Here is a 6020-nt window from a genome sequence, read left to right on the forward strand (position 1 = left end):
TCAATTCCACAATGGTACGATTAAAAGGCGTTATTTTCGTTGTAAAGGTATGCGAAAGAAATGAAATTTCCAAATTTTTTTTGAAAAATTTTTACAAAAAAGTCGTCGATCTCCAATCATAGGATTTTCCCTGGAGATCGACGACTCGCTGAAAATCAGGATATTAAGCCATTTTTAGGGCTAAAATTAGCTATACTAAATAAGCACAGTATACTTCTGAACAGTGTTCGACGACTTGCAAATAATTAAGCATCTCATTATCAGTGATTTATTAATTTTTCATATTTTCTAAACCTACAATGTCTAAAAATTCGTTCAACCCTGATGTGTTCCCCTTCTCGTGTCTCTTGGGCTACTCTTTGCGTAGTGCCATACAAAGGTATTAGCCCTTTTTTCCAACACCATTGCACCACCAAAACTACTGCCCCATAATCGCCCTGTACTAAAACATAATCGTTTGGCGTAGCATTTTTCTGCAAAAAATCAAAAATAACCTCCAGACTTTCCCTAATTTGGATAACTTCGGGATTAACATTGCTCCAAATAGTTTGTAAATTATCAGGCAAATACCATATTTCCCTGATGCCCCAATCTTTTCGTAGCTCTGTTTCTTGTTGCTCGGTGAGCTTGTGCGAAAAAAGCAAAAATATTTTAGCCATTTGCTAAATTATTTAGCCAACCTTCAAAAGACTTCGTATTTTCTATATTAACTTGCTCTTTGGTAAGCAGTGTAATTCGGTGAAATTTGAGCCTATCTTTGAGTATATTTTTGGGGTTATCATCGGTAGGCAAACTCCCCAACGTATAAATAAAAGCCTGCGAAAATAAGCCAAATTCTTTCTGCAAAGCATCTAATTTGTAAATAAACTCATTGAGTTTATTTTCTTTGTTTATTTTATGCGAGGTTTTACACTCCACAATGTACAGCTCATTTTTCAAAATAAACATTACATCAAAATCGTTTTCAGTTTTTTCAATGCCTTTTTTTTGCAGATATAATCCTATGGCAATTGTGTTTTCGTTTAATTGTAGTTTTTCTTTGATTCGGTAGTAAGTCCATTCTTCCAACCATTTTCCTGTAAGGTATTCGGCATCTTTGCGAGAAATTTGACCCCGATGCTGCAAGTCAATGGCTTGTAACAACTCAGATAGGTTTTCAAAATCAGTTACGTTTATTTCTTTTATTTTTTTGTCCTCTTGAATTTTATCTCTTAATTTTTGCAAGCAGTCTATATTAGCCTGTTTGGCTTGTATAAATTCCTGATACATTGCCTTGGCTAATTCAAAGGTTTTCATAGGTACTTTCTGACTGCTCTCTTTGACTTTGATGCCATAACTTGTCAGATATTCATACAGCGTAATTTTTTGTTGTAAGGTTTCTTTGTGGCTATTTTGCGTGAGGTTCAGAAATTCATTTTTTCTGCCTGTGAGGTAGTAAATAGTGGCATTGGTTTTCTCTCTGAAAAAGTCATATACGGCAATGCTCATCAATTTCGTACCTCCTGTAATATTGACAAGATAGCTATTTTCGCTTTGATAGCGATCTTTTAACTTTTCGGTGATATTTTGCAAGCTAAATTCATTAACAAGAATCTTCTGAACGTTTTCTTTCGGAAGTTGGAGAGTTTCGCATATCCATTCTGAACAGCCCTTGTTTTCCATACTTTCGGTAGTAATGAACCAATACGTACCGATTTTTTCGGAAAATTCTTTGATAAATTGAACGTTCTGGATAGTTTGGTCGCTGATAATCAGAACAGCTACGTTTTTCATAAAATTTAGGTTTTATTTAGTAGTTTTTTTCAACTCTTGCCGTTTTCTTGCCTTAAAGTTACTTTAACTTCTTAAAAATTACGTCCAAAATTTGATTTTTCTTTTCGTTGTATTCTATGGTAACAATTACAATTTTACCTTCCTCTAACGGACTGCTGTAACCTTTGAGGTCAAAAATAGGTTCATTATTAGGGGCAATCATCAGTTTTACTTTGTTGGGCTTGCCCGAATGCACCACTACGGCATTGAGCATAGAGCCTTTTTTGAGTTTTGTGCCTGTATTTAGATATTCGGCACGGATTTCTTGGGGAGCAGAAGTGTTTTCAGTGGGTTTAGGATTTTCTTGGGTTTTAGTTTCTGTTTCTTTGGAATCTACGCGAATAGGCTTAACTTCTTGAGGAATGGGTTTTATATCTACCTGCACCCAGCCCCAAGGCTCCAGCGTATCTACCGAAATAACTTTGGTAAGTGGGAATAAATTTGCGTTTTTTACGTTTCGGTGAGCAGGTCTGAAAATTTCCAAAAACTCTCTGAACTTATTTTTATCTTGATGATACACCGCCAGCCCCACAGAATTGAAAAAATACCCTTTACCCGAGCCAATTTTGAAGCAAATTTTGCCATTTTGCAAGTTTTCTTGTATTGCTTGATAAAAACCTGAAAGTGTTTCGGTAGTTTTGTTAGATTTTTGAGTTTGTTCGAGGAGTTCTATATCTCTGTGGTTGGCATCTTGGCTGAACCGGGCTAATGCTTGAAAAAGTTTTTCGGTTGTAAGGCTTTCGGAACGAAATTCGGCTGTGAAAGTATTTTCTTTATCAATGGCTTCTATGTATTGTGGTGTGCCTTTGGGGTTAGGGTTTTGGATATGAAATCGGACAATTTTGTGAATACAAATGCTTTCGGGATTTAGTAGCGAGCTATCGGCAAAGGCAAGTTCAAATTCTTGTATCTTATTTTGCAGAATTTTTTCAAAATTACTTCTTTGTGCTCTCATATTTTCTAAAAATTCTGCTAATTTACTTTTGCCATTACTTGTATTTTTAAGCCAATCGTAAAGCAAGGCAGTTTTACAAGCACCTTTGAGCGAACTGCCAGGCACATAAGGCTCAAAACGAGGACTTTTGATAATTTCGCCGATGTAAATCTTTCCTGTTACGGAACTTGTTTTGGGGTACTTGCGAAGTGTGAGTTCTTGCAAAGTGGCTTTCAGTGTTCCTGTGAGGTAGTTTTTGAGTTCAAAACGGCTTCGGTTGTTATCCATTCCCGTAGCTACGCCTGCTACGTAGCTATCCAGCAGTGCCTCCATATTAGGTTTGCTTTGCAAGATTTGCTTGAGTTTTTCTTTGTCTATGAAATACACCGAGTCGTTTTCAAATACAAAATCGCTATAAGGTGAGAATTTCTCTCCCGTTGTTACCGAAATAGGCGTGAGCGTTTTGAAGTGTAAGGTATGCTTTGCCATAGGCTTTTGTTTCTAAAAGTTTGCTTTGAAATAAAACTTTTCAGGCAAAGAAATGGTGAAATTTATTCCATAACGCAATTTTTTTTCGCCGATACTTTCTATTTTGCCTTGCAGTTCTTGCGTTTGGATAGCTCCTTCGGTGATTGCCTGTAAAACTTTCAAGCGGTAATTTTCTGACAAAAACTGCCCCCCTCGCATTTTTAGCTGATAGAGCAATAAGTTATTTCTTTCGTTTTCTTGTGGGAAAGTAAGCGAAACAGACATTTTTTGCGTGCTTTCTTGCATCAAAAAAGAAGTATCAAGATTTTCAGTAGCAATGCTTTGGATTTTGCCTGCTCCTGTGCTACGCTCTCCGCCGATACCTGCCATTGCTACATTTTGCCAAGTTTTTTCGTAAATTTCTTTGTCTTCGCCTGTAAGCTGATTTTTCTCTAAAAAATACCAATGTACCTGCCAATGCTTGTTTCCAAGCAAAAATAAATCGGTTTGGTTATACAAATTGCCTTTTTCTTCGGTGGTGTGCAGTCGCACTTTGAGCGTATCGTCTTTTTTGTAAATTTGCAGGTCTTCGGCTTCTTTTGGACTGATTTCCTCGCTAAGTATCACGAAACTGCCATTGATAATCTTGCAAAGGTTTTCATCAAACCATTGCGGGGGTAAAAGTCCTTTTTGCCAAACTTTCCACGAGAGAAATTGTATTTTTTTGAGCTGTTTGTGCAGGCTTTCGCCTTTTTCGTTTTTTACTTCGTGAAGATTAAGGCTCAAAGGTTTGGGCAGAAAGAAAATTTTTTCATTTCTTTGCGTATTTTCAAGGCAATAAAAAGCCGAAGAGATTTGAATTTGTTTGTTTTGAAAAAACGCTACAAAAGGCTCTACTTTTTCAGGATAAAGCAAAGCGAGCTGATACACAAAAGCCCCAAACAGAATATCTGCGTGAAGGTAGGTTGCTGTATCGGTGAGGGTGGTGCTTCTTGTTTCGGTAACTTCGCCCAAATGAAACCGAGCGTTGGGCTTACATCGTAAAACTTTAATTTGCATTATTGCGTAATGTTTTGAATAATTTTTTCGCTTTCCTCATCAAATTTCATTTCTACTTTGCCATAGCCACGTGTGCCACTGCCTCCGAGATAGTCTTCGTTGAGCAGTTTTATACCTTCTTTTAGTTTTTCAAGAATTTCTTTGGCTTCTGCATTGTCATATTTATCCAAAACAATTTCAAAATGAAAAATCGCCCCCGCAGGCACGCGTTCTATGGTACGAGGGTGTTTTGCTTTGCCCGTAGTACGTTCAATGGTATTTTCGGTTTTGATTTCTGTAAAATCGGTTTCTAATTTTACCTGTCCTTTGGGAAAATCTTTGGCAAAGGCTTGCTCATCAAAATAGGCATCTCTGAAAATTAGTCGGGTGATTTCTTGCTTCTTGTTTTGTTCTTTCACTTCTATTCCTCCAAACATTTTTCGCAAGATGTTGCTATCGTTTCTTATATCCATAGAGCCTTCTGTTTTGGCTAAAAGGCTTCTGATTTTGCCTTTGAGCGAGCTACCCGGAATATACGGCACACCTTTGGGCGTTTTGATAACAGGCAAATCCAAGCCCCCAATATCCATAGAAGTTTTTGCACCGCCAATATGCAAACCTGTATGTGTGGTAATTGTACCTTTGAGAGTGATTTTTTCTTGCAGTTTCATTGTTTGCATAATTTTTATTTGTTACTTCCGTGATAAAATTTATGATACGCAACTACTGATTCCATAAAACTCTTGAAGTTTTCCACTTGGTTCTCTTTTTCCACTTGGTTCTCTTTTACTTCTCTGATAAGGCTATCTATAAAAGCTACGAAAGCCTTGCCTTTTTCGTTTTTTTCCAATCTGCCTGCAATGTAAGCCAAATTAGGACGCAAGAGTTTCAAATCCATTAGGCTACTTGCTTTTTTGATTTCTTGATAGATGTTGCGAAGTTGGTGGGTAGTTACATCTTTTCCATACTCTTTTACAAACTCTTCGGTTTTTTGGAAAAGTTCATCAATTTTTGAGCTTTTCTCAAATTGAAATATTTCAGTTTTGAGCGTTCCGAAAAATTTGGACGCTTCATCAGCAAGTTCGGCAAAGGTTTTATCTTTTTTACCTTGTTCTTGCCCTTTGTTTTGATTTGGATTTTTGCTTCCGTACATAATTTTTTATGTTTAGCTTTCCTTATTTGCCGATTTTGTGAGCAGTTCAGCCCAACGAGCCGCTACTACATACAAAGCGGGGTTAGGAGCGTTGGGCTTTTTTAGGAAATGTGTTAAAAGAGCATTTTTGTAGTTTTCAAACAATTGTTCTAAATAAGAGTGAGCAGGTGCATTTTTGTCAATGTTTCGTAAATAATACTTTAAGCGATGCACGCGTGGGAAATTGATTTTACCTGCTTTTTGCTCTTGGAGGCTGGTAAAACCTAATTCTGAGGACTGCAAGCGGTGGAGTATGTTACGGGGTAGCTCATCAGCTTCTACAAACCTTTTCAGTTCATAAGCGATTTTACAGGCTTGCTCAAATTCATTCCATCGGAGTACTTCACCAAAGATGCAAATACCATTTTTGCCGTTGTTTTTGGCAGTTTTGAGGGCATTTTCAGCCTCTTCCGCCATACGTACCATAGGAAATTTGGGCGAAACTATCACCACTCCCGCCGAAAGGGTATTATCAAACTTTTTTTCTTTTTTGTACTTTTCAAAGTTATCTTGAATAATATGGGCGGCATTGAGTATTTTATCCCAAGCACCCACTAAAAAGCAATCATCGCCTCC

7 protein-coding genes are annotated in these 6020 nt (G+C 37.2%); all 7 read right to left on the reverse strand.

Translation table 11 applies throughout. The features are described from left to right. Window positions 1-260: 260 nt before the first annotated feature. A complete protein-coding gene (csx20, locus tag ACWITO_RS10585; protein ID WP_101359209.1) occupies window positions 261-659 on the reverse strand; it encodes a CRISPR-associated protein Csx20 in 399 nt (132 codons plus the stop codon). Further along, window positions 652-1773, reverse strand: coding sequence for a Card1-like endonuclease domain-containing protein (locus ACWITO_RS10590; RefSeq protein ID WP_101359210.1), 1122 nt, complete (start codon window positions 1771-1773; stop codon window positions 652-654). The genes csx20 and ACWITO_RS10590 overlap by 8 nt, the downstream gene beginning before the upstream one ends. A 58-nt stretch (window positions 1774-1831) precedes the next feature. Beyond that, complete coding sequence (gene csm5 / locus ACWITO_RS10595) at window positions 1832-3235, reverse strand: type III-A CRISPR-associated RAMP protein Csm5 (protein WP_448529964.1); 1404 nt, start codon at window positions 3233-3235, stop codon at window positions 1832-1834. A 12-nt stretch (window positions 3236-3247) separates the two neighbouring features. Beyond that, window positions 3248-4273, reverse strand: a complete 1026-nt coding sequence (csm4, locus tag ACWITO_RS10600) for a type III-A CRISPR-associated RAMP protein Csm4 (RefSeq protein WP_448529965.1) — start codon at window positions 4271-4273, stop codon at window positions 3248-3250. Beyond that, window positions 4273-4923, reverse strand: a complete 651-nt coding sequence (gene csm3 / locus ACWITO_RS10605) for a type III-A CRISPR-associated RAMP protein Csm3 (RefSeq protein WP_448529966.1) — start codon at window positions 4921-4923, stop codon at window positions 4273-4275. Before csm3 ends, csm4 begins: the two co-directional genes overlap by 1 nt. Before the next feature lie 14 nt (window positions 4924-4937). Further along, window positions 4938-5405 carry a type III-A CRISPR-associated protein Csm2 gene (gene csm2 / locus ACWITO_RS10610; RefSeq protein ID WP_448529967.1) on the reverse strand — a complete coding sequence of 156 codons (468 nt, stop codon included), beginning with the start codon at window positions 5403-5405 and terminating at the stop codon, window positions 4938-4940. A 12-nt stretch (window positions 5406-5417) separates the two neighbouring features. After that, on the reverse strand, window positions 5418-6020 hold a 603-nt coding region (locus tag ACWITO_RS10615), incomplete at its 5' end, for a Cas10/Cmr2 second palm domain-containing protein (RefSeq protein WP_448529968.1).

The sequence above is a fragment of the Raineya sp. genome, assembly GCF_053497555.1.

Bases quoted from the DNA above. Each gene is read 5' to 3' on its own strand.
- csx20 (WP_101359209.1), bottom strand. From the start codon at position 659: ATGGCTAAAATATTTTTGCTTTTTTCGCACAAGCTCACCGAGCAACAA.
- csm2 (WP_448529967.1), bottom strand. From the start codon at position 5,405: ATGTACGGAAGCAAAAATCCAAATCAAAACAAAGGGCAAGAACAAGGT.
- csm3 (WP_448529966.1), bottom strand. From the start codon at position 4,923: ATGAAACTGCAAGAAAAAATCACTCTCAAAGGTACAATTACCACACAT.
- ACWITO_RS10590 (WP_101359210.1), bottom strand. From the start codon at position 1,773: ATGAAAAACGTAGCTGTTCTGATTATCAGCGACCAAACTATCCAGAAC.
- csm4 (WP_448529965.1), bottom strand. From the start codon at position 4,273: ATGCAAATTAAAGTTTTACGATGTAAGCCCAACGCTCGGTTTCATTTG.
- csm5 (WP_448529964.1), bottom strand. From the start codon at position 3,235: ATGGCAAAGCATACCTTACACTTCAAAACGCTCACGCCTATTTCGGTA.